Source organism: Jiangella rhizosphaerae (assembly GCF_003579925.1).
Lineage (GTDB): Bacteria > Actinomycetota > Actinomycetes > Jiangellales > Jiangellaceae > Jiangella > Jiangella rhizosphaerae.
Genome location: NZ_QUAL01000283.1, coordinates 1 through 2,802, shown reverse-complemented (window position 1 = coordinate 2,802; position 2,802 = coordinate 1). Strand labels below are relative to the sequence as shown.

Below are 2,802 nucleotides of genomic sequence, written 5' to 3'. Positions count from 1 at the left end.
CCCGGCGACACCGAGACCGCCCGCCCCGACGACACCCCGTCCGGCGAGGACGACCCGTCCGACGAGCCCGGCGGCGACGCCACCGAGGTGCCCGGCTTCGACATCCCCACCGACCGGCCGTCCGGCACGCCGATCGACAACGACGACGAGGACGACCCCACGCCCACCGACGCGCCGACCGCCGACAAGCCGACCGAGCAGCCGGCCACCGGCGACGAGGAGCCGTCCGACGACGAGGACGAGAACGACGGCATCTGCCTCGAGATCGACCTCTCGCCGCTGGAGCTGGCGCTCTGCCTGCTCGGCGGCGGCCAGGCCAGTCCGTCGCCGTACCCCTATCTGCCGATGCCAACCCCGACGCCCACCGCGACGCCCACCCCGACGCCCGAGGAGACACCGGCCCCCTGAGGGGCTCCTCCGACGCGCGAGGCCGTGGCGGGCGTGGAGCCAGGCCAGCATCGCGTGATCGAGCGCAGCGATGCGGGTGAGCTCGCCGGTCCGCGTCCGGCGCAGACCCCGCCCGGTCGGGTGGGTCACCCAACCCTACGGGCGGGCGCCGACAAGCGAGCGCGTCAGCCGAACGTCCGGTCCAGGTGGGCCAGCCCCAGCCGCGCGTACTCCTCGGCGCCCGACTCGACGCCGTACGCGATGTCCTCCAGGAGCGCGCACCGCGCGTAGAACGCGACCCGCTCGGGCCCGACGGCGTCGGCGTCGCCCCCGTACCTGGCGACGACCCGCTCGACGACGTCCGGGCCGAGGTCGCGGTACAGGCGACTGAGGTCGACGGCGGGATCGGCGATCGCCGCGTCGGTCCAGTCGATGACGCCCGTGATCGACGCACCGTCGACCAGCAGGTGCTCGGCCCCGAGGTCGTTGTGGCAGAACGTGAGCCGCCGCGGCGGTCCGGGCGGCGGCGCGGCGAGGAACGCCTCGACCCGGCCGCGATCGGCCGGCGCGATGACCGCGGCCGCGGTCTCGTACGACGCCTTCGCGTCCGTCAGCCACTCCTCACCCGGGGTGTCGTCGACCTCGGCCAGCGCGGACAGCGGGCTGTCGCCGTCGTCGAGCGCCGTGTGCAGGCCGGACAGGAACTCCGCCAGGTCAGCGGCCAGCGCGGCCGGATCGGCGACGGGGTTCAGGTGCAGCGGCGCGCCGGGCAGCTTGCGGTAGGCGATGAGCGCGGTCGGCTCGTCGACGAACACCGGCTCCGGCACCGGCAGGCTGGACACCGCCGCGACCGCCGTCAGCAGCGCCGCCTCACGCCGGGCCGCGGCGAGCCGCTCGCCGGGGTCCTCGTCACGCGACCGGCGCAGCACCAGGTCGCCACCGACCTCGTAGGCGACGTTGTCCAGACCGGCGCCCAGCGGGACGACCGGCGCGTCGGCGTGTCCGGGCAGGTGGCGGGCGAGCGCCGCGCGGATGTCGTCGTGCATGCTGGCGAACGTACCGTGCGTCGGCAAGACTGCAAGACATGCCGAGCAAGGTCAACGTCGACGTCGAGGGCCGCACCCTGGGTCTGAGCAACCTCGAGAAGGTGCTCTACCCCGAGACCGGCACGACCAAGGGCGAGATCATCCAGTACTACACCCATGTGGCGGCCACGCTGCTCCCCCACCTGCGCGATCGCCCGGTCACCCGCAAGCGCTGGCCCAACGGCGTCGACGAGGCGAACTTCTTCGAGAAGAACGCCCCACGTGGCACGCCCGACTGGGTGCGCACCGCCGAGCTGCCCTCGCCCGGCTCGGCGAAGGACCGCGAGACCGTCGTCTACGTCATGGCCGACGACCTCCCGACGATCGTGTGGCTGGCCAACCTCGCCGTGCTCGAGCTGCACGTGCCGCAGTGGACCGTCGACGCCGACGGCGCGGCCACCAACCCCGACCGGCTGGTCGTCGACCTCGACCCCGGCGAGCCGGCCAACGTCATCGAGTGCTGCCAGGTCGCGCTGCTGCTGGGCGAGCTGTTCGACGACGCCGGCCTGCCGTCGTACCCCAAGACCAGCGGGTCGAAGGGGATGCAGATGTACGTGCCGCTCGACGGCTCGGCGACCGACGACGAGGTGAGCGGGTACGCCCGCGCGCTGGCGCAGCGCCTGGAGCGGGAGCACCCGAAGCTGATCATCTCGCGGATGGAACGGGCGGCGCGCCCCGGCAAGGTCTTCATCGACTGGTCGCAGAACAACGCCGCCAAGACGACCGTCGCGCCCTACTCCGTCCGCGGCCGCGCCCGCCCGACGGTGTCGACGCCGGTCACCTGGGACGAGGTCGAGCAGGGCGCCCGGTCGACGGCGAAGAAGCGGCTCCCATTGCAGTTCGACATCGACGACGTGCTGGCCCGCATCGAGGAGGACGGCGACCTCCTCGAGCCGATGCTCGACGAGGCCTACCCCCTCCCCGACCTCGACGAGGCCTGACCCCCACGTGCACGACCCCCGTTGATCATGGGCGAATCGGGGTTCCGACGCCCTCGGAAGCCCGATTTCTCCATGATCAACATGAGCCCGGGGCGGGCTGTGGATAACTTTCCGCACGATCATCCGGTTCGAGCCATGATCGGGCGGTGCCACGCCGACCCGTCATCCCTGAACCATTCCGGTCGCGGCCGTTCCGCGTCCGCGACGCCACCCTCGCGGGCGTGCCCGTCGACGTTCTGGACGGGCCGCGGTTCCGTCGGCCGTTCCACGGCGTGCGGATCCCCTCGGCGCTGCCGGACTCCATGGTCACGACGTGTCAGGCGGCGCGACTGGTCCTCCCCGGTGAGGTCGCGTTCAGCCACGAGACCGCCGCGCTGCTGTGCGACCTC

2 protein-coding genes and 1 pseudogene are annotated in these 2,802 nt (G+C 72.9%); 2 read left to right on the top strand and 1 reads right to left on the bottom strand.

Going from position 1 to position 2,802, the window contains the following annotated elements; translation table 11 throughout:
• Positions 1-408, top strand: a pseudogene (locus tag DY240_RS32380) (hypothetical protein); the annotation flags it as partial.
• A gap of 164 nt (positions 409-572) precedes the next feature.
• On the opposite strand, the gene DY240_RS23320 reads toward DY240_RS32380, so the two are convergent.
• On the bottom strand, positions 573-1,433 hold the full coding sequence (locus DY240_RS23320; RefSeq protein WP_147375472.1) for a phosphotransferase family protein: 861 nt from the start codon (positions 1,431-1,433) through the stop codon (positions 573-575).
• A 38-nt stretch (positions 1,434-1,471) separates the two neighbouring features.
• On the opposite strand from DY240_RS23320, the gene ligD reads away from it, so the two are divergent.
• On the top strand, positions 1,472-2,413 hold the full coding sequence (ligD, locus tag DY240_RS23315; protein ID WP_119662145.1) for a non-homologous end-joining DNA ligase: 942 nt from the start codon (positions 1,472-1,474) through the stop codon (positions 2,411-2,413).
• Positions 2,414-2,802 lie beyond the last annotated feature (389 nt).